The organism is Actinomadura craniellae, assembly GCF_003289645.1.
GTDB classification, from domain to species: Bacteria; Actinomycetota; Actinomycetes; order Streptosporangiales; family Streptosporangiaceae; genus Actinomadura_D; species Actinomadura_D craniellae.
This window is the reverse complement of sequence record NZ_QLYX01000014.1, coordinates 156,664-175,369: the sequence shown is the minus strand read 5'-3', so window position 1 is coordinate 175,369 and position 18,706 is coordinate 156,664. Positions and strand designations below refer to the sequence as shown.

The 18,706-nt window shown below is 72.3% G+C and carries 18 protein-coding genes; 11 read left to right on the top strand and 7 right to left on the bottom strand.

The genetic code is table 11. The annotated features are described in order from the left end of the window. Positions 1–15: 15 nt before the first annotated feature. Positions 16–1,248, bottom strand: a complete 1,233-nt coding sequence (locus tag DPM19_RS26500; RefSeq protein ID WP_111870756.1) for a cytochrome P450 — start codon at positions 1,246–1,248, stop codon at positions 16–18. 331 nt (positions 1,249–1,579) lie between these two features. On the opposite strand from DPM19_RS26500, the gene DPM19_RS26495 reads away from it, so the two are divergent. Both DPM19_RS26495 and DPM19_RS26490 read left to right on the top strand, forming a co-directional pair. Continuing rightward, entirely contained in the window at positions 1,580–3,748 is a 2,169-nt protein-coding gene (locus tag DPM19_RS26495) for a DEAD/DEAH box helicase (RefSeq protein WP_233510765.1), read from the top strand. An 88-nt stretch (positions 3,749–3,836) separates the two neighbouring features. After that, entirely contained in the window at positions 3,837–4,850 is a 1,014-nt protein-coding gene (locus tag DPM19_RS26490) for a Ppx/GppA phosphatase family protein (RefSeq protein ID WP_111870755.1), read from the top strand. 10 nt (positions 4,851–4,860) lie between these two features. Here DPM19_RS26490 and DPM19_RS26485 read toward each other — a convergent pair whose 3' ends face one another. The 4 genes from DPM19_RS26485 to DPM19_RS26470 all read right to left on the bottom strand — a co-directional run bounded on the left by DPM19_RS26485 (position 4,861) and on the right by DPM19_RS26470 (position 8,470). Beyond that, positions 4,861–5,682 carry an SAM-dependent methyltransferase gene (locus DPM19_RS26485; protein ID WP_158566900.1) on the bottom strand — a complete coding sequence of 274 codons (822 nt, stop codon included), beginning with the start codon at positions 5,680–5,682 and terminating at the stop codon, positions 4,861–4,863. Between the two features lie 87 nt (positions 5,683–5,769). Further along, entirely contained in the window at positions 5,770–6,594 is an 825-nt protein-coding gene (locus tag DPM19_RS26480) for an SAM-dependent methyltransferase (RefSeq protein ID WP_158566899.1), read from the bottom strand. Positions 6,595–6,710: 116 nt separating this feature from the next. Then, on the bottom strand, positions 6,711–7,511 hold the full coding sequence (locus DPM19_RS26475) for an SAM-dependent methyltransferase (protein ID WP_158566898.1): 801 nt from the start codon (positions 7,509–7,511) through the stop codon (positions 6,711–6,713). A 134-nt stretch (positions 7,512–7,645) separates the two neighbouring features. Next, positions 7,646–8,470 carry an SAM-dependent methyltransferase gene (locus tag DPM19_RS26470; protein WP_158566897.1) on the bottom strand — a complete coding sequence of 275 codons (825 nt, stop codon included), beginning with the start codon at positions 8,468–8,470 and terminating at the stop codon, positions 7,646–7,648. A gap of 142 nt (positions 8,471–8,612) precedes the next feature. On the opposite strand from DPM19_RS26470, the gene DPM19_RS26465 reads away from it, so the two are divergent. From DPM19_RS26465 to corA, 3 genes are all read left to right on the top strand, one after another. Further along, positions 8,613–10,400: a thiamine pyrophosphate-requiring protein gene (locus tag DPM19_RS26465; RefSeq protein WP_111870750.1), complete on the top strand. Its 1,788-nt coding sequence runs from the start codon at positions 8,613–8,615 to the stop codon at positions 10,398–10,400. Between the two features lie 110 nt (positions 10,401–10,510). Beyond that, positions 10,511–10,672: a hypothetical protein gene (locus DPM19_RS35430; protein WP_158566896.1), complete on the top strand. Its 162-nt coding sequence runs from the start codon at positions 10,511–10,513 to the stop codon at positions 10,670–10,672. 58 nt (positions 10,673–10,730) lie between these two features. Beyond that, positions 10,731–11,699 carry a magnesium/cobalt transporter CorA gene (corA, locus tag DPM19_RS26460; RefSeq protein ID WP_233510764.1) on the top strand — a complete coding sequence of 323 codons (969 nt, stop codon included), beginning with the start codon at positions 10,731–10,733 and terminating at the stop codon, positions 11,697–11,699. 25 nt (positions 11,700–11,724) lie between these two features. Here the strand turns inward: corA and DPM19_RS26455 are convergent, their stop codons facing one another. Beyond that, positions 11,725–12,231, bottom strand: coding sequence for a winged helix-turn-helix transcriptional regulator (locus tag DPM19_RS26455; RefSeq protein WP_111870749.1), 507 nt, complete (start codon positions 12,229–12,231; stop codon positions 11,725–11,727). 57 nt (positions 12,232–12,288) lie between these two features. Between DPM19_RS26455 and DPM19_RS26450 the strand changes: the two genes are divergently transcribed. The 6 genes from DPM19_RS26450 (at position 12,289) to DPM19_RS26425 (ending at position 17,722) form a co-directional block, all read left to right on the top strand. Further along, a complete protein-coding gene (locus DPM19_RS26450; protein WP_199485292.1) occupies positions 12,289–13,689 on the top strand; it encodes an MFS transporter in 1,401 nt (466 codons plus the stop codon). 549 nt (positions 13,690–14,238) lie between these two features. After that, complete coding sequence (locus tag DPM19_RS26445; RefSeq protein WP_111870747.1) at positions 14,239–15,168, top strand: ATP-binding protein; 930 nt, start codon at positions 14,239–14,241, stop codon at positions 15,166–15,168. After that, the gene (locus tag DPM19_RS26440) at positions 15,165–15,602 is read left to right on the top strand and encodes a roadblock/LC7 domain-containing protein (RefSeq protein ID WP_111870746.1); all 438 of its coding nucleotides are present in this window, start codon (positions 15,165–15,167) and stop codon (positions 15,600–15,602) included. Before DPM19_RS26445 ends, DPM19_RS26440 begins: the two co-directional genes overlap by 4 nt. Beyond that, the gene (locus tag DPM19_RS26435; RefSeq protein WP_111870745.1) at positions 15,599–15,940 is read left to right on the top strand and encodes a DUF742 domain-containing protein; all 342 of its coding nucleotides are present in this window, start codon (positions 15,599–15,601) and stop codon (positions 15,938–15,940) included. Before DPM19_RS26440 ends, DPM19_RS26435 begins: the two co-directional genes overlap by 4 nt. Next, entirely contained in the window at positions 15,918–16,496 is a 579-nt protein-coding gene (locus DPM19_RS26430) for a GTP-binding protein (protein WP_111870744.1), read from the top strand. The genes DPM19_RS26435 and DPM19_RS26430 overlap by 23 nt, the downstream gene beginning before the upstream one ends. Continuing rightward, on the top strand, positions 16,496–17,722 hold the full coding sequence (locus tag DPM19_RS26425) for a styrene monooxygenase/indole monooxygenase family protein (RefSeq protein WP_111870743.1): 1,227 nt from the start codon (positions 16,496–16,498) through the stop codon (positions 17,720–17,722). The genes DPM19_RS26430 and DPM19_RS26425 overlap by 1 nt, the downstream gene beginning before the upstream one ends. Here the strand turns inward: DPM19_RS26425 and DPM19_RS26420 are convergent. Then, positions 17,701–18,579, bottom strand: coding sequence for a type 1 glutamine amidotransferase (locus tag DPM19_RS26420; protein WP_158566895.1), 879 nt, complete (start codon positions 18,577–18,579; stop codon positions 17,701–17,703). The genes DPM19_RS26425 and DPM19_RS26420 overlap by 22 nt on opposite strands. Between the last annotated feature and the right edge of the window lie 127 nt (positions 18,580–18,706).

Below are 18,706 nucleotides of genomic sequence, written 5' to 3'. Positions count from 1 at the left end.
AGGGGCTTTCTCCTTTCAACCCGTGGTGACCGGCAGCCGGTCGTGGCCGCGCTGGACGAGCTGGTCGCGGAAGGTGGGCGGCTCGGCGAGCGCCAGCCCGGGCAGCCGGCGCAGCAGCTTCGGCACGACGGTCTCGGCGGACATCCGGGCCAGCGCGGCGCCCAGGCAGTAGTGCGCCCCGGCGCTCAGCGTGAGCGGCTGGTTGTCGGTCCGGGCCGGGTCGAAGCGGCCGGGGTCGGCGAACCGGCGCGGGTCGCGGTTGCCCGCGGCGATGAGCAGCGTCACCGGGACACCGGCGCGCACGGTGGCGCCGAAGAACTCCAGGTCCCGCGCCGCCACCCGGTTCAGCGCCTGCACCGCCGGGTCGTAGCGCAGGGTCTCGTCGACGAAGCCCGGGGCCGTCCCCTGGTCCGCCCGGAGCCGGGCCGCGTGCTCGGGGTGTTCGATGGCCAGCCGCACCGTGTTGCTCAGCAGGTCCTGCGGTGCCTCGGCGGCGGCGACGAGCAGCAGCATCAGGTTGGCGACGAGATCCTCGTCGGTGATGTCGTCGCTCTCGTCGCGGGCGCGGATGAAGGAGCTGGTCAGGTCCGGCCCGGGGTCCGCCCGGCGGCGGGCGACGAGCTCGTAGAAGTACTCGGCTAGCCGGTCCATGGCGGCGTCGCCCGGTTCGAGCTGGCGGAGGTCGCCGATCGGGTCGAGGGCGGTGGTGATGTCGCCGATGATCCCGCGCAGCCCCGGCTGCCGCTCCGGCGGGATGCCGAGCAGTTCCCCGATGACGGACGTCGCGAAGCGGTAGGAGAATTCCGGGACCAGGTCGACGACCGCGCCGTCCGCGCCGAGCCCGGCGACGTGCTCCACGGCGTCGTCGGCGAGCCGTTCCACCATGGGCCGCAGCCCGGCGACGCTGCGGGCGGAGAACGCGGTGCCGAAGAAGCGGCGCAGCCGCTCGTGGTCGGGGTCGTTGGAGAACAGCATGTTCTTGGTGAGCCAGCGCCAGGAGGAGTGCTCGCGCCAGCCGGGCAGCCTGAGGTCCTGGACGGCGGCGTCGGTGGACAGCAGGTCCGGTTCGCGCAGCGCCCGCGCGCATTCGGTGTAACCGGTGACGAAGAAGTGGGCGCCGTCCAGGTCGGCCAGCGGGCCGTGCGCGCGCATCTCCTCGTACAGCGGATAGGGGTTCTGTTTCCCGTCGAAGGCCAGCAGACGCCCCAATATGTCCAGGGGGTCGGCCAGAGTCCCGATCTGACTCATTTTCACTTCCGATCGCTCGGTTTTCGGCTGCCCACGACACATTCCGAAAAGGGATGACGGCGTTCCGGGGGTTGGACATTCCTAGTGGGTTGGAATATCCAACTCGATGGCTATGGTGACGATAACAACACCTAGTTGGAGATAACAACCCTATGGCGTCCACGAAAAGGCGTGCCAGAAACCGGTGACGGGATCGCTGCTCATGGTGTCCACAAGGAGCGGTCCCGGTGGCCGGCCGGTCGCGCACGGTCACCTTGGAGAAATGACCGTTTCCACGGGATGGTGATGGAATCATGTCCCCGGAACCGCCGCGGAAAGAGTGCAGCGCTTGGTGGAGACGACACGGAACGACCTGCCGCCCAGAGCGGTCAGGTCCCTGCTCGCGGACGGGGAACGCCTGCTCGGCGCGGCCCGCACGCTGCTGTCCGACCACGCCCGGGCGCGGTCCGCGGTCGGAGAGGTCATCTCCCGGCTGCGGGCCGGGGAGGCGCGCGGCGCGCTCGGCGACGTACCGCTGGAGCGGCTCAAGGACGTGACCGGTGGCCGGCTGCGGCTGGGGCTGTTGGAGCAGGCCGGCTACTCCACGGTGGGCCAGATCCTGGAGACCACCCCTTACCAGCTGCAACTGCTCCCCGGGATCGGCGCGCAGACCGCCCGGCAGGTGCACGCCGCCGCCGCACAGCTCACCCGGGCGGTGGCCGAGACCATCTCGGTGCGGATCGACGTCGAGCAGCGCGACCCCGACACCACGGCCCTGCTGATCGCGCTGCACCGGCTGGTGGACGCCGGCCCCGAACTGCCCCGGTCGATCACCGCCGCGGCGGCGATCGACCGGGAACTGGCCGCGGCGCTACCCGCCGCGCGCCCGGCGAGCGGGCGGCTGCGGATGCTGATCGCCGGCGCGGCACGCCGGCGGCACGCCCAGGACGCCGCCGCCCAGGTCGAGCGGGTCCTCGCCGACGCCGAGACGCAGCAGACACCGCTGCTGGTCGCCCAGGCCACCGCGGACCTGCTGCGCCCGCCCGTCTCGGAGATCGAGGCGTGGGTCGACTTCGAACTGCGCTCGGCCGAGTACCACAACCTGCTCACCGAGATCGCCGGCCTGGAACCCGACCGCGCCGCCGCCGAGGGCTTCCTCCCCGGCGACCTGGCCGACCAGGTCAACGCCCAGCCGCTGGACGACGCCCACCGCCGGGTCTCGCTACGCGGCTACCAGTCGTTCGGCGCCCGCTTCGCCCTCGCCCGGCACCGGGTGATCCTCGGCGACGAGATGGGGCTGGGCAAAACCGTCCAGGCCATCGCCGCCCTGGCGCACCTCAAGGCCGAGGGGCGCACGCACTTCCTGGTGGCCTGCCCGGCCAGCGTGCTGATCAACTGGACCCGGGAGATCGCCCGGCACAGCACGCTCGCGGTCTACCCCGTGCACGGCCGGGACCGGGCGGAGGCGCTCGCCGAGTGGATCCGCGCCGGCGACGTCGCGGTGACGACCATCGACTCCCTGTACCGGATGACCATCCCCGGCGACGTCCGGCTCGGGATGCTCGTGGTGGACGAGGCCCACTACGTCAAGAACCCCACGACCCGCCGGTCCCAGGCCGTCGCCGCCTGGTGCGCGCGCACCGACCGGGTGCTGTTCCTCACCGGGACGCCGATGGAGAACCGGGTCGAGGAGTTCAACAACCTCGTCGCCCACCTCCAGCCCGGCCTGGTCCCGCAGCTGCGGCAGGCCGGCCTCGCCGCCGGCCCCCAGGTGTTCCGCAAGGCCGTCGCCCCCGTCTACCTGCGCCGCAACCAGCAGGACGTGCTCACCGAACTACCCGACCTGGTCCAGGTGGACGAGTGGGAGGAGTTCGGCCGGACCGACCTCGCCGCCTACCGCGCGGCGGTGGCCGAGGGGAACTTCATGGCCATGCGCCGCGCCGCCTACGCCGACCCCGCCCGGTCGGCCAAGCTCAAGCGGCTGCGGGAACTCGTCGCCGAGGCCGCCGACAACGACCTCAAGGTCGTGGTCTTCTCCTACTTCCGCGACGTGCTGGCCGCCGTCCACGGCGCCCTCGGCCCGCGCGCCTTCGGGCCGATCTCCGGTGACGTGGCCGCCGAACGCCGCCAGGAAGTGGTGGACGAGTTCGCCGCCGCCCCGGGCCACGCGGTCCTGCTCGCCCAGATCCAGGCGGGCGGGGTCGGCCTCAACCTCCAGGCCGCCTCGGTGGTGATCCTGTGCGAGCCGCAGATCAAGCCGACCATGGAGAGCCAGGCCGTCGCCCGCGCCCACCGGATGGGCCAGGTCCGCAAGGTCCAGGTACACCGGCTGCTGGCGGCCGACAGCGTGGACCAGCGGATGCTGGAGATCCTGCACACCAAGGCTCGGCTCTTCGACGACTACGCCCGGCGCAGCGACCTCGCCGACTCCACGCCCGACGCCGTGGACATCTCCGAGCAGTCCCTGGCCCGCCAGATCGTCGAGTTGGAGCAGCGCCGGCTGGCCCCGGCGGCGTCCTGACCGGCAGGGCCGGCCGGCGCTGTTCTGAGCGGCCGCAGGCCAGGGGCCCGGGTGTGTGGTGGGAGTCAAGCCGGGGTAAAGCGGCGCCATGCGCGCAGGGGTGTTGGACGTCGGATCCCGTTCGACGCAGCTTCTTGTCACCGACCTGCTGCCGGGGCGCCCGCCCACCCCGGTGCACCGGGTCAAGTACCCCGTCCGGCTGGCCGAGGCCACCGGCCCCGGCGGAGAGATCGAGCGGGCGGCGGTGCGCCGGCTGGCCCGGGCGGTCGCCCGGGCGGCGGACGCCGCCCGGGACGCGGGGGCGGCCGAACTGATCGCCTACGCCACCTCGGCGGTGCGCGACGCCGCCAACGCGACCGAGGTCGTGGAGCACGTCACGGCGGCCGGCGGCGTGCGGCTGGGGTTCCTGAGCGGCGCGACCGAGGCCCGGCTGACCTTCCGGGCGGCCCGCGCCTGGTTCGGCTGGTCGGCGGGGCCGATCCTGCTGGCCGACATCGGCGGCGGCTCGCTGGAGATCGCCTACGGCGACGGGACGGACCCGCAGGTGGCCCTGTCGCTGCCGCTGGGGGCGGGCCGGCTGACCCGCGAGCACCTGCCGGACGACCCGCCCGGCCGCAAGCGGGTGAAGCGGCTGCGCCGCCGGGTCCGCGACCATTTCGCCGAAGTGCTGGCCGAACTGCCGCCGCCGGCCGACCGCCGGGCGGCACGGCCGGTCGCCGCCTCCAGGACCTTCGAGCAACTGGCGATCCTGGCCGGCGCACGCCAGGGGCACGCCCCCCGGCGGCTGGAACTGTCCGCGCTCCGCACCTGCGGCCGCGACCTCGCCACCATGGAGGCGGCCCGGCGCGCCCGGCTGCGGGGCGTCTCGGCCCCCCGGTCCCGGCAGATCGTCGCGGGCGCGGCGGTGGCCGAGGCCGTCATGGTCGAGCTGGGCGTGCCGGCCTTCGACCTCTGCCCCTGGGCACTGCGCGAGGGGATCGCGCTACGCCGGTTGCAGGGGATCTCCGGCCTCGACGGCGCCGGGGACATCGCCCACCTGATCCAGCCGTTCACCCGGCCCGGCCCGCGCCGGGTGCCGGTCACCGCGTGCGCGTCGACCTGAGGTTCTCGCCTCAGGGTTTCCGGCCGATCCCGCCGACGACCCAGAAGGCGGAGGTGTCGATGGTGGGCTCGCCGGGGTCGGGCCGCCAGTCGGGGAGGGGGACCACGCCGGGCGGCACGGGCCGGAGGCCGTCCATGAAGTGCTCCACCTCCTTCCAGGAGCGGGCCCTCTCACGGTGACCGTCGACCATCCCGCGCTCCGCGTAGAGCCGGGCGAGCGCGGCGGTGGCCTCGGGCCGGATGTCGCAGATCGCGTGGGTGATCAGCAGGTATCCGTGGCCGGACGGCAGGCGCTCGACGATCCGCCGGACCATCGCGGTGGCGAGGTCGTCATCGGCGAAGTCGGCGAGCAGTGACTGGAGCAGGATCGCGACCGGGGCGTCCAGGTCGATGATCCGGGTGAGGTCGGGGTGGTCGAGCATCCGGTCGGGGTCGCGGGCGTCGGCCTGGACGAAGCGGACGGGGCCGTCGATGTCGACGCACGCCCGTCCGTGTGCCACCACGACGGGGTCGTGGTCGACGTAGGCGACCTTCGCGTCGGGGGCGACCGGTCGGAGCACGTGGTGCAGGCTGTCGGGGGTGGGCATGCCGCACCCGACGTCGATGAACTGCCGGACTCCAGCCTCGACCAGGAACCGGGCGGCACGGTCGGCGAACTTGCGGGCCTCCTGGAACAGCAGCGGAATCTCCGGTGCGATCTCCAGGGCGAGCCGGGCGAGCTCGCGATCCGGCGCGAAGTTGTCCTTGCCACCGGCGAAGCGATCGACCACCCGGGCGTGGGAGGGCATCGTGGGGTCGAACCTCGGCAGTTCGGCGGGCCCCGGTGAAGTCACGCGGCCATGGTAGCCCCGCATTCACCTACGACTCGGGCGAACAGGTTTGTTCGGTGCCGCATTATCGTTCGACGGCGATTCCGCGGTTCAGGGCTTCTGGCCGATCCCGCCGACGACCCAGAAGGCGGAGGTGTCGATGGTGGGCTCGCCGGGGTCGGGCCGCCAGTCGGGGAGGGGGACCACCCCGGGCGGCACCAGCCGGAGGCCGTCCAGGAAATGCTCCACCTCCTTCCAGGAACGGACGTTCTCCTTGTGCTCGCCCTTGACCGTCCCCTGCTCCTGGTAGAGCTGGGCGAGCTCGGCGGTGACCTCGGGCCGGATGTCGCGGACCGCGTGGGTGACCAGCAGGTATCCGTGGCCGGACGGCAGGCGGTCGATGAACCGCCGGACCACCGCGGTGGCGACGTCGTCCTCGGGGATGACGGTGAGCAGCGACTGGAGCAGGATCGCGACAGGGGCGTTCAGGTCGATGATCCGGGTGAGGTCGGGGTGGTCGAGCATCCGGTCGGGGTCGCGGGCGTCGGCCTGGACGAAGCGGACGGGACCGGTGATGTCGATGAGCGCCCGTCCGTGTGCCACCACGACGGGGTCGTGGTCGACGTAGGCGACCTTCGCGTCGGGGGCGACCGGTCGGAGCACGTGGTGCAGGCTGTCGGGGGTGGGCATGCCGCACCCGACGTCGATGAACTGCCGGACTCCGGCGTCGACCAGGAACCGGGCGGCACGGTCGGCGAACTTGCGGGACTCCTGGAACACCATCGGCAGTTCCGGTGCGATCTCCAGGGCGAGCTTGGCGAGCTCGCGATCGGCCGCGAAGTTGTCCTTGCCGCCGGTGAAGCTGTCGGTCACCCGGGCCTCGGAGGGCACCGTGGGGTCGAACCCTGGCAGTTCGGCGGGCCCCGGTGAAGTCACGCGGCCATGGTAGCCCCGCATTCGCCTACAACTCGGGCGAACGGATTTGTTCAGCGCCTGCCACCTCGGGTCGATCCCGTGGTTTCGTGCGTCGTCGAGGGGCGGCGCCCGGCGGTTCAGGGTTTCCGGCCGATCCCGCCGACGAGCCAGAAGGTCGCGGTGTCGACGGTGGGCTCGCCGAGGTGGGGCCGCCAGCCGGGGAGGGGGACCATCCCGGGCGGCACCAACTGGAGGCCGTCCATGAAGTGCTCCAGTTCCTTCCAGGAACGGGTGTTCTCCTTGTGCTCGCCCTTGACCACCCCCTGCTCCTGGTAGAGCCGGGCGAGCGCGGCGGTGACCTCGGGCCGGATGTCGCTGACCGAGTCGGTGATCAGCAGGTATCCGCAGCCGGACGGCAGGCGCTCGATGATCCGCCGGACCATCGTGGTGACGACGTCGTCCTCGGTGATGGGGGAGAGCAGCGAATCCAGCAGGATCGCGACGGGGTCGTTCAGGTCGATGACCTGGGTGAGGTCGGGGTGGTCGAGCATCCGGTCGGGGTCGCGGGCGTCGGCGTGGACGTAGCGGACGGTGTCGTGGACTTCGGCGAGTGCGCGCCCGTGCGACACCACGACGGGGTCGTGGTCGACGTAGACGACCTTCGCGTCCTGAGCGATCGGCCGGAGCACGTGGTGCAGGTTGTGGGGGGCGGGCATGCCGCACCCGACGTCGATGAACTGCCGGACCCCGGCGTCGACCAGGAACCGGGCGGCGCGGTCGAAGAACCTGCAGCGCTCGCGGAACAGCACCGGCAGCTCCGGCGCGATCTCCAGGAAGATCTCGGCGAGGCCGCGGTCGGGCGCGAAGTTGTCCTTGCCGCCGGTGAGTCTGTCGAACACCCGGGCCTGGGAGGGCACCGTGGGATCGAACCTCGGCATATCAGGAGGCTCGGGCGAAGTCACGCGGTCATGGTAACCCCGCATTCGCCTACGAACCGGGGGAACATGCTTGCTCAATTTTCGCTAACTCGGGGTGACTCTGCGATTTCGTCCGCCGCCGAGGGGTCTGCGGTTCAGGGTTTCTGGCCGATCCCGCCGATGACCCAGAAGGCGGAGGTGTCGATGGTGGGCTCGCCGGGGTCGGGCCGCCAGTCGGGGAGGGGGACCATCCCGGGCGGCACGAGCTGGAGGCCGTCCATGAAACGCTCCACGTCCTTCCAGGGGCGGGCGTTCGTCTTGCGCTCACCCTTGATCGTTCCCTGGTCCTGGTAGAGCTCGGCGAGCAGCGTGGTGACCTCGGGCCGGATGTCGCCGACCGGGTGGGTGACCAGCAGGTACCCGCAGCCGGACGGCAGGCGGTCGACGAGCCGCCGGGCCGTCGTGCGGGCGACGTCGTCCTCGGTGATGACGGCGAGCAGCGACTGGAGCAGGATCGCGACCGGGCTTCCTAGGTCGATGACCTGGGTGAGGTCGGGGTGGTCGAGCATCCGGTCGGGGTCGCGGGCGTCGGCGTGGACGTAGCGGACGGAGCCCTCGACTTCGGCGAGCGCGCGCCCGTGCGTCACCACGACGGGGTCGTTGTCGACGCAGGCGACCTTCGCGTCCGGGACGATCGACTGGAGTATGTGGTAGAGGCTGTTCGGGGTGGGCATCCCGCACCCGACGTCGATGAACTGCTGTACCCCGGCGTCGACCAGGAACCGGACGGCGCGGTCGAAGAACCTGTGGGACTCGCGGAATATCACCGGCAGTTCCGGTGCGATCTCCAGCGCGAGCCGGGCGAGTTCGCGGTCGGGCGCGAAGTTGTCCTTGCCGCCGGTGAAGCGATTGAACACCCGGGCCTCGGAGGGCACCGTGGGATCGAACCTCGGCATCTCAGGGGGCCCGGGCGACGTCACGCGGCCATGGTAGCCCCGCATTCGCCCGTGACTCAGGCGGACAAGTTTGTTCGACGCCCTTTAACTCGGGGTGATTTCGCGGTTTCGTGCACCGCTCCGGGGAAGCGCGGACGGGAGAGTACCCGGCGAAAGGTGAACGATCATGGCTCCGACGGTGGGCGACCACGTGCTCCAGCGGCTGCGCGAGTGGGGGGTGGAGTACGTCTTCGGCTACCCCGGGGACGGGATCAACGGGATCCTGGCGGCCTTCGGCCGGGCCGGCGACGACCCCCGGTTCGTGCAGAGCCGGCACGAGGAGATGGCGGCGTTCCAGGCGGTCGGCTACGCCAAGTTCAGCGGCTGGCCCGGGGTGTGCATGGCGACCAGCGGCCCGGGCGCGATCCACCTGCTCAACGGCCTGTACGACGCCAAGCTCGACCATGTGCCGGTGGTGGCGATCGTCGGTCAGACCGCGCGCAGCGCGATGGGTGGCAGCTACCAGCAGGAGGTGGACCTGCAGACCCTGTACAAGGACGTCGCCGGCGCGTTCGTGCAGACGGCGACGGTGCCCGCGCAACTGCCCAACCTGATCGACCGGGCGATGCGGATCGCGCTGGCCGAGCGGGCCCCGACCTGCGTGATCATCCCGTCCGACCTCCAGGAGGAGACCTACGAGCCGCCCGCCCACGCGTTCAAGAACGTGCCGTCCTCGGCGCCGGGCTACGTGCGGCCGGTGACCCGGGCGCCCGAGAGCGAGGTCGAGCGGGCCGCCGAGGTGATCAACGCCGGCTCGAAGGTGGCGATCCTGGTCGGCCAGGGCGCCCGGTACGCGGCGGCGGAGGTCCAGGAGGTCGCCGAGCTCACCGGCGCCGGGGTGGCCAAGGCCCTGCTCGGCAAGGACGTCCTGCCCGACGACCTGCCGTATGTCACCGGGGCCATCGGGCTGCTGGGCACCCGCCCCTCCTACGAGCTGATGCGCGACTGCGACACGCTGCTGATCGTCGGCTCCAACTTCCCCTACAGCCAGTTCCTGCCCGAGTTCGGGTCGGCCCGGGCCGTGCAGATCGACATCGACGGCCGGCTGATCGGGCTGCGCTACCCGACCGAGGTCAACCTGGTCGGCGACGCCGCGGAGACGCTGCGCGCGCTGATCCCCCGGCTGCGCCGCACGGAGGACCGGTCCTGGCGCGAAGGCGTGGAGCGGGGTGTCGCGCGCTGGTGGGAGGTCGTGGAGCGGCAGGCGCTCGTCCCGGCCGAGCCGATCAACCCGATGCGGTTGTTCTGGGAACTGTCGTCCCGGCTGCCCGACGACGCCATCGTGACGGCCGACTCGGGGTCGGCGGCCAACTGGTACGCCCGCGACCTGAAGTTCCGCGGCCGGATGCGCGGCACCCTGTCGGGGACGCTGGCGACCATGGGGTGCGGGGTGCCGTACGCGATCGGTGCCAAGTTCGCCCACCCGGGCCGGCCCGCGATCGCGCTGGTCGGCGACGGTGCGATGCAGATGAACGGGCTCGCCGAGCTGATCTCGATCAAGCGCTATCACCAGCGGTGGTCCGACCCCCGGCTGATCGTGGCCGTCCTGCACAACAACGACCTCAACCAGGTCACCTGGGAGTTGCGGGCGATGGGCGGGTCGCCGAAGTTCGAGGAGTCCCAGACGCTGCCGGACGTGTCCTATGCCGCGTTCGCCCGCTCGATCGGCCTGGAGGGCATCGAGATCGAGAAGCCCGAGGCGATCGGCCCCGCCTGGGAGCGGGCGCTGCTGTCGGACCGGCCCACCGTCCTCGACGTGCACTGCGACCCCGACATCCCGCCCATCCCGCCGCACGCGGACTTCGAGCAGATCAAGGACGTCGTCGAGGCGATCGCCAAGGGCGACCCCGACTCCTGGGGCGTGGTGCGCAAGGGTGCCCGGACCAAGGCGCAGGAGTTCTTCGGGCGGCGGTGACGGCTGCTCGCGCGCATGCCGCGCCGCATGGCCGGGTAAGCGCCCTAACGTCGGACCACAGCGGTTGACGTGGGAGAACACGGTGCGTTGAGCACCGTCTGGGGGAGACGATGAGCGAAGCGATGATCGTGCCCGAAGGTGTGCCCGAGCCGGGCGGGGTCGGCCAGACCCCGCTCGAACCGGAACTGGAGGGGCCCACCGAGCTCGGTGTCCGGCTGGAGGAGGCGATGGCCGAGGCCGGGGTGCGGCGCGAGGACCTCATCGGCGAATAGCGGTTTTCCCGGAAGGGTTCCCTGACGCCCGGCATGGTCGAGAATGAGCCGGGTGATAGTGGACCAGGCCATTTACCGCCGTGGCAGCCGGAAGACCATCACCGGTGACATCAGTGACGCCTTCGACGCGGCGAAGGCCGGGGGCGACGACTGCTTCCTGTGGATCGGCATGCACGAGCCGACCCGGGAGGAACTGGACCTGGTCGCCGACGAGCTCGCCTTGCACCCGCTGGCCGTGGAGGACGCCGTCAACGCCCACCAGCGGCCCAAGCTGGAGCGCTACGGCGACAGCCTGTTCGTGGTGGTCAAGACCCTGCACTACGCGGAGCCGACCTCCCAGATCGAGGTCGGCGAGATCATGGTGTTCCTCGGCGCCGACTTCGTCGTCACCGTCCGGCACGGCCGGGCCAATCCGCTCTCCGCGGTGCGGGCCCGGGTCGAGGCGGCCGAGGAGATGCTGTCGGCCGGGCCCGCCGCGGTGCTCTACGCGGTCTGCGACGAGGTGGTCGACACCTACTCCGCGGTGACGCACGAGATCGAGGCCGACATCATGCAACTGGAGCGGGCGGTGTTCAGCCCCGGGAACCGGGACGTCACCGCGGAGATCTACTCCCTCAAGCGCGAGGTGCTGGAGTTCCGCGGCGCGGAGGACCCGCTCGTCCCGGTGCTCCAGGACATCGTCAAGGGGCGTTACGAACTGTGCGCCGGGACCCTGGAGTACTTCCGCGACGTGCTGGACCACCTGCTGCGGGTGGACCGGCAGGTCGACGCGCACAACGAGCTGCTCAACAGCGTGCTGAACGCGCACGTCGCGCTGATCGGGCTGCGGCAGAACCAGGACATGCGCAAGATCTCCGCCTGGGCGGCGCTCATCGCGGTGCCCACCATGGTCGCCGGCATCTACGGCATGAACTTCGTCCACATGCCGGAGCTGAAGTGGGCCGCCGGCTACCCGATGGTGTGGGGCATCATGATCTTCGTCTGCCTCCTGACGTACTGGCGGCTGCGCAGGAGCGGCTGGTTCTGAGGCCGGGCACCGCGGGCGGGCGTTTTCAGGGCCGGACGGGCAGGGGTTCGAGCAGCCGGTGCGGGGACCGCAGGGCGCGGGCGACGGGGTCGTCGCGGAGGTCGCGCCCGGGGACCGTGTGGACCTCCAGGTCGGTGGGCGGGACGCCGGGGACGCCGCAGGGCGGGCAGTCGCCCGCGGGGTCGATGGGGGTACCGCATTCGGCGTGCACGAGTACCCGGGTGGGGCCGTCCGCGGAGAAGTGCCGGCCGCCCCATTGGCCCAGCATGTACACGATCGGCCACAGCTCGCGGCCGGACTCGGTGAGCGTGTACTCGCCGAGCCGCTTGGTCAGCACCCCGCTCTCGACGAGGGTCTGCAGCCGGCCGGAGAGCACGGCCCGGGGGCAGTCGAGGTGGGCGAGGAAGTCGCTGAAGCGGCGTACCCCGAAGAAGGCGTCCCGGATGATCAGGAGGGTCCAGCGCTCTCCCACCACCTCCAGGGCGCGGGCTATGGAGCAGTTCTGCCCCGCGTAGTCCTTGCCAAGGGCCATGCGTCCCAGCGTACCCGCTGGTTCGTTCATTGAACCACGCGTGCTAGCGTCGGTTCAGTGACCGAACCTGGAGGCCGGATGGTGACCACCGAGGTGCCCACCCGGGCCCCGCATGCCCGGGTCACGCTGGTGCTCGCCGGCGCGGCCACCCTGCTCGCGCTGATGAACTATTCCGCCCCGTTGGTGACCCTGCCGGCCATCGCGCAGGCGCTGGACGCCGACCTGACGGCGCAGGTCTGGATCATCGGCGGCATCAACCTGGGCCTGGCCGCGCTGCTGCTCGTCGCGGGCGCGCTGGCCGACGCCCGCGGGCGCAAGCGGGTCTTCGTCGCGGGCGCGGTGGTGCTCGCCCTGGCCGCCGCGGCCGACGCGGTCGCGACCGGTCCGCTGGTCTTCGTCCTGGGACGGATCGTCCAGGGGGCGGCGAGCGCGGCGCTGCTGGCCGCCGGGCTGGGCGCCGTCGGCCACGCCTTCCCGGCCGGGCCGGAGCGGTTGCGCGCCACCGGAGTGTGGGGCGCCATGCTGGGCGGCGGTACCATGCTCGGCCCGGTCGCGGCGGCCGTGCTCGGCGGCTGGCGGCTCTGGTACGTCGTGACCGCCGGCGCGGCCGCGCTGCTGGCGGCCGCGGCCGCGTGGCGGCTCCGCGAGTCCCGCGCCACCCGCCGCCGCGAGCCGGACCTGCCCGGGGCGCTGACGCTGGGCGCGGGGTTCGCCGCCCTGGTCGCCGCGATCACCTGGGGCCGGGCCGACTGGACGAGTCCCGAGGTGGTCGTGGCCGCCGGCGCGGCGGTGCTCCTGCTGGCCGGGTTCGCCGTGATCGAGTCCCGCCGCCGCGAGCCGATGCTCGACCTGGGGCTGTTCCGGAATCCCGACTTCACGGTGTCCGTCATCGGAGCCCTGTTCCTGGGGGTCGCGGTCATCGGGGTCATCAGCTACCTGCCGACGGTGCTCCACGTCGCGACCGGAATGTCCTTCCTGGGGGCCGCGCTGCTGTTCGGCGCGTGGTCGGCCACGTCGTTCGTGATCGCGCTCCAGGTCCGCCGGCTCGGCGACCGGGTGGCCGGCCGGCATCTGGTCGCGGCCGGCCTGGTCCTGTGCGCGGCCGGGGAGGCGGCGATGCTCGGGATCCATCCGGACACCCCGTGGTGGCGGCTGGTGCCCGGCCTGGTGGTCTGCGGGGTGGGCACCGGGATGCTCAACGCGGTGCTGGCCTCGCTCGCGGTGGCGAGCGTCCCCGCCGACCGGGCCGGCATGGGGTCCGGGGCCGGCAACACCGCGCGCTACCTCGGGGCGTCCATCGGCGTGGCGGTGATGGTGGCGGTGGCGACCGCGCCCTCCGCGCCGTCCGTGGCCGCCGCCATGACCGAAGGCGCGGACCTGGCCCTGCTCGCCTCGCTCCTCATCGCCTGCTGCGGCGCGGCCCTCGCCCTCCTGCCGCACCGCCTCGCCGCCCGGTGACGGCACCTCGCACTTGCGGGTGATTTGTAGCTAAGTGAGTCTTTTGTCCCCTCCTGAGGGAGGGAATAGGGGTTATTGCCGTATCTGGTCGGTTGCGGACGGCGAGAATTGCGACAAAGTTCGGGATAGTATGTCGCCCGCTGAGATGATCATGCCTTATCGGTGTGCCCCAGGACCCGTTCCCAGAAGAGGTGCGCAGATCGATACCATCGACCCCGCGACCGGTTCGTTCGGCAGGTACGGCACGCCGGGGCGGACGGCCCCGGCCGAGACGGCGCGGTGCGCCGGATGAGATGGCGCAAGTCCCCCCGCCGCTCCAGCGCCGAGCAGGCGCCGCCCTGGTCTCCTTGGACCGCTCCCGCCAGGGACGTCCAGCCCGCTCCCGCCGCCCCGCCGCCCGCGGCCCAGCCCGTTCCAGCCCAGCCCATTCCTGCTCAGCCCGTCCCCGCTCAGCCGGCGCATGTCCCGGCGGGGTGGGCCGGGCAGCCACCGAAACCGTGGACGCCGCCCGCCCCTGACGGGTGGTCGGCCGTCTGCGAGCAGTTCGCCGTGCAGATCCTGGTCCTGGCCGAGCAACTGCGGCCCGCACTGGACCGGCTGGAGAACGACGAGGAGGACCCCGAGCGGCTGCAGCAACTGTACGAGGTGGACCACGCCGTCACCCGGATGCGCCGGACCGCGCGGGAACTCCGGGTACTGGCCGACCGGGGAGGCGACGAGCTGAGCGGCCACACCGCGAGCCTGGTGAACGTGATCCGCGAGGCCCAGTCGGCCATCGAGCACTACACCCGGATCTCCATCGGCGTCCTGGCCGAACTGGCCGTGGTGGCCTACGCCGCCGACGACGCGGCCACGCTGCTGGCCGCGCTGCTCGACAACGCCACCCGGTACTCGCCGGGCGTCGTGACGGTCAGCGCGCACCTGCTCCCGGACGGCGGAGTGATGATCCGGGTGGAGGACGACGGCATCGGAATCGGCCCCACCCAGCTCGCGAACCTGAACGCGATGCTGGCCGGCCCGGTACCGCCGATCGACGAGCGGGCCGGCGCACACACCGGTTTCCCCATCGTGCACCGGCTGGCCCGCAAGCACGGCTTCAAGGTGAGCCTGGCGTGCCGGCCCGCGCCGCGGCAGGGCACCACCGCGATGGTGACCGTCCCGGCGGCCCTGCTGTGCGAGATCCCCGCCGAGACCGCCCCCGCCACAGCGGAGGACTCGACCGCGCACCTGCAGGCGTCGCACCGGCCGACCCCCGCCCCCCAGCCGCCCGCATCCGCCCCGGAGACCCCGGGCGCGCTGCCCCGCCGGCAGCGCGGCAGCCTGCGCGGGGACGCCCCGGCCCCGGCCGCGCCCGTCCAGGCCACGGACTCCGCCGCCGCGGCCCGCTCCTTCGCCGCCGACCTGGAGGCCTTCGCCGGCGGCGAGACCCAAGCCCGTCGGCCGCCCACGAACGACAGCTCGGAAGAGGAGCCCCGATGACCTACGCCGACGCCCAGCCGAAACGCCCCGAGGACTTCGGCTGGCTGATCGACAACTTCGTCGCGGCCACGCCCGGCGTGACCCACGCGCTGCTCGTGTCCTCCGACGGGCTGGCCCTCACCGCCTCGGCGGGCATCGCGGCCGACCTCGCCGACCCGCTGTCGGCGATGACCAGCGGCATGATCAGCCTGGGCCGCAGCGTCGCCGAGCTGGTCGGCCAGGGCGGCTGCGACCAGATCATGCTGAAATTCCCGGCCGGGCACTTCCTGTTCATGGGGATCGGCGGGCTGGCCGGGCTGGCCGTCCTGGTCGGCGACGGCGGCCAGGTGGGCGCGGTGGCCTTCCGGATGGCCCAGCTCGTGGACGCCGTCGGGCACGTCCTCACCCCGCAGATGCGCGACGAGTTGCGCCGCCGATCGGCCGTTCGGGCATGAGCGGCAGCCCCTGGGTGCGGCCCTACGTGCTGACCGCCGGGCGGACGCGGGCCAAGCGGCACCTCTTCGTGCACACCCTGGTCTCGGTCGGGCGCTACGACCCGGTGTACGCGGCGAAGCTGCTGCCCGAGGCCCGCCGGCTGTACGAGCGCGCGCACGCCGCCGTCGAGTCGGTCGCGGAGCTGTCGGCGCACTGCGAGGTGCCGCTCGGCGTGACCCGGGTGCTGCTGGGTGACCTGATCGCCACCGACCGGGTGCTGATCGTCTCCGAGACCGAATCCCCCTTCGATCGCGGCCTCCTGGAAAGGGTCATCGATGGCCTACATCAACTCGCCTGACCGCCGCACGTCGGTCAAGATCGTCATCGCGGGCGGGTTCGGCGTGGGCAAGACGACCCTGGTCGGGCAGGTGTCGGAGATCCCGCCGGTCAACACCGAGGCGTGGATGACCCAGGCGAGCCGGACGGTCGACCCGCTCGCCGAGGGCGACGCCAAGGCCACGACCACCGTGGCGATGGACTTCGGCCGGATCTCCCTGGGCCCGGACCTGGTGCTCTACCTCTTCGGCACCCCGGGGCAGCCCAGGTTCTGGCCGATGTGGGATGACCTGTGCCGGGGCGCCAGCGCCGCGCTGGTGCTCGTCGACACCCGCCGGCTGGACGTCTCGTTCCCGGCGGTCAACTACTTCGAGAACGACAGCGACGTCCCGTTCGTGGTGGTGGTCAACCTCTTCGACGGAGTGCAGACGCACCCGCCGGACGCGGTGCGCGACGCGCTCCGGCTGCCCGAGCACGTCCCGCTGCTGGCCTGCGACGTCCGCGACCGCGGGGCCGTCGTGCACTCCCTCACCGCCGCGCTGCGGCACACCCTGCAGACCACCGCGAAGGAGCACTGATGCGTAAGATCCTGATCGTCGGCGCCGGTCAGGCGGGCATGCAGCTCGGGCTGGGCCTCCAGGCCGAGGGGTACGACGTCACGATCATGTCGGCGCGCACACCGGACGAGATCCGCGCCGGGCGCATCATGTCCACCCAGTGCATGTTCGGCCCCGCGCTGCGGCTGGAGCGCGAGCACGGGCTGAACCTGTGGGAGGACCAGGCGCCGCGGCTGCGGTCGCAGCGGCTGACCGTGGTGGGCCCGCCGGGACAGGCCGCGCTGACCTTCGTGGGCGAGTGGGACGAGTACGCCCAGTCGGTGGACCAGCGGGTCAAGATGGGCGGCTGGCTGGAACTGTTCGAGCGGCGCGGCGGCAACGTCGTCTACCACTCGGTGATGACCTCCGACCTGGCGGGCCTGGCCGAACTGTACGACCTGACGATCATCGCCGCGGGCAAGGGCGAGCTGGTCGAGCTGTTCGACCGGGACGTCGCGCGCTCCCCCTATGACCGGCCGCAGCGGCACCTGTCGTGCATCTACCTGCACGGCACCACCCCGCGCCCCGACTACCCCGACCCGCATGTGCGGATCAACGCGGTGCCGGGGGTCGGCGAGCTGTTCTTCATGCCGGGCCTGACCAACACCGGGCCCTGCGAGATCCTGCTCTGGGAGGCCGTGCCGGGCGGGCCGCTGGACTGCTGGGACGACCGGCCCGGCCCCGACGAGCATCTCAAGCGCACCCAGGAGCTGATCCGGGAGTTCGCGCCGTGGGAGTACGAGCGGGTGATGGACGCCGAGCCCACCGACGCCCGGTCCACCCTGTACGGCGGGTACGCGCCGATCGTGCGCATGCCGGTCGGGCGGCTGTCGGCGTCCGCCCTGGTGCTCGGCATGGCCGACGTGGTGGTGGCCAACGACCCGGTGACCGGCCAGGGCGCCAACAACGCGGCGCACTGCGCCGAGATCTACCTGCGGGCGATCCTGGCCCGCGGCGCGCACCCGTTCGACGCCGAGTGGATGCAGCACGCCTTCGACTCCTACTGGGCGTACGCGCGGCACCCCACGGCCTACACCAACATGATGCTGGGCCCGCTGCCCGAGCACGTCCAGCAGGTCCTGGGCGCCGCCACCCAGCACGAGCCGGTGGCCCGCCGCTTCGCGCACGGCTACGCCAACCCCACGGACTTCGAGAACTGGCTGATGGACCCCGCCAAGACCGCGGCCTACCTGGCCTCCCTCGGCTGACCGGGCGGCAGGTCCCGGAAGCGGGGGCCGACGAAGTGCAGTAGCCAGTTGTCGAAGAGCTGCCGGCCGGTCTCGCGGATCTGCTTGTCCTGGCGGTGGAGTTCGTCCAGGAACTCCGCGTAGTCCGCGTCGGCCGGGCCGACCAGGCCCTCCCGGACGAGCCGGTCGCGGCGGGAGTCGGCCAGCGCGGCGGTGATGGGGGACGTCAGCTCCGGATGGGCCTGGATCGTCCGGGCGGTGGGGCCGTAGGCCAGGGCCTCGTAGGGGTAGGTGTCGCTGCGGGCCAGCTCGACCGGTGCGGGGTCGCGGGGGAGCGCGGTGACGACGTCCACGTGCGAGGTGAAGACCTCGAACTCGTCCGGAAGGTCCCGGAACAGGGGGTCGTGGCGGCCGGCGGCGGTCAGCCGCAGCCGCTCGATCCCGAACCGGCGGCCCGCCTCGCCCGGTGCGGCCCGGCCGCCGTGGGCCTCGGCCTTGGCCTGGTGTGACCAGCAGATGTGCAGCTCGGGGACGCCCGCCCGCTGCACGGCGCGGAAGAAGTCCTTGGTGCGGCCGATCCACGGCAGGTCCTCGAAGGCCGAGTGGCCCGAGCCCCCGCCGATCACCCCGTGCGCCTCGACCGTGGCCGGCAGGGGGTCGCCGTCGGCGACGTTCACCACCTCGACCCGGTCGGCCGGTGTTCCGGTGACCTCGGCGATCCACTGCCGGTAGGGCGCGAGGCCCAGGCCGGCGATCGGCGCGACCTCCTGGGTGTTGACGAAGAGGATCCGCACCCGCTCGCGGACCGAGTGCAGCGCCGCGCGCCGGTGGAGCACCAGGTCAGGGCCGGAATGTTCGGCGTCGTCGGTCAGCGTCACGGGATCATCCTGGCCGCGGCCGGAAAGGCGACGTGCCGGGTGTGCGACCGGTGGCCGGAAACGGTCACGCAAGCAACCCGGCAAAGGAGACAAGGCAGGCTGTTTGCCCTCCTCGCCTGGGGGAACT

Coding starts and splice junctions, on each gene's coding strand:
- DPM19_RS26500 (WP_111870756.1), bottom strand. CDS start 1,248: ATGAGTCAGATCGGGACTCTGGCCGACCCCCTGGACATATTGGGGCGT.
- DPM19_RS26490 (WP_111870755.1), top strand. CDS start 3,837: ATGCGCGCAGGGGTGTTGGACGTCGGATCCCGTTCGACGCAGCTTCTT.
- DPM19_RS26475 (WP_158566898.1), bottom strand. CDS start 7,511: ATGCCGAGGTTCGATCCCACGGTGCCCTCCCAGGCCCGGGTGTTCGAC.
- DPM19_RS26465 (WP_111870750.1), top strand. CDS start 8,613: ATGGCTCCGACGGTGGGCGACCACGTGCTCCAGCGGCTGCGCGAGTGG.
- DPM19_RS35430 (WP_158566896.1), top strand. CDS start 10,511: ATGAGCGAAGCGATGATCGTGCCCGAAGGTGTGCCCGAGCCGGGCGGG.
- DPM19_RS26455 (WP_111870749.1), bottom strand. CDS start 12,231: ATGGCCCTTGGCAAGGACTACGCGGGGCAGAACTGCTCCATAGCCCGC.
- DPM19_RS26440 (WP_111870746.1), top strand. CDS start 15,165: ATGACCTACGCCGACGCCCAGCCGAAACGCCCCGAGGACTTCGGCTGG.
- DPM19_RS26435 (WP_111870745.1), top strand. CDS start 15,599: ATGAGCGGCAGCCCCTGGGTGCGGCCCTACGTGCTGACCGCCGGGCGG.
- DPM19_RS26430 (WP_111870744.1), top strand. CDS start 15,918: ATGGCCTACATCAACTCGCCTGACCGCCGCACGTCGGTCAAGATCGTC.
- DPM19_RS26425 (WP_111870743.1), top strand. CDS start 16,496: ATGCGTAAGATCCTGATCGTCGGCGCCGGTCAGGCGGGCATGCAGCTC.